The 438-nt window shown below is 63.0% G+C and carries 1 protein-coding gene; it reads right to left on the bottom strand.

Going from position 1 to position 438, the window contains the following annotated elements; all coding sequences use genetic code 11:
- The coding region (locus AC1DIN_RS29940; RefSeq protein ID WP_476812365.1) for a DDE-type integrase/transposase/recombinase at positions 1 to 438 on the bottom strand (438 nt) is incomplete at both ends.

Below are 438 nucleotides of genomic sequence, written 5' to 3'. Positions count from 1 at the left end.
GGCACCGACCGCGCCGATCCATTCCTGCACGGTCTTGGCGACAAATTCCGGCCCGTTATCTGAACGAACATGCTCCGGCACACCGCGCAGGATGAACAGGTCCGAGAGCACGTCGATGAGGTCGATCGCCTTCAGCCTGCGATCGATGCGGATCGCCAGGCATTCATGGGTAAACTCGTCAATTACGTTCAGCATGCGGTACTTCCTCCCATCATGGGTGCGGTCTTCGACGAAGTCGTAGGACCACACGTGATTGGGCCGCTCTGCACGCAGGCGGATGCGAGATCCGTCCGCGAGCCAGAGGCGGCCGCGCTTGGGTTGTCGGGCCGGAACCTTCAGCCCCTCACGTCGCCAGATGCGCTCAACCCGCTTGTCGTTGACGACCCAGCCTGCCGTCGAGCGCAGCAGCGCGGCGATCTTGCGATAGCCATAGCGGCC

The organism is Allobosea sp. 05T438, assembly GCF_056396025.1.
This window is presented reverse-complemented; position numbering and strand designations above follow the sequence as displayed.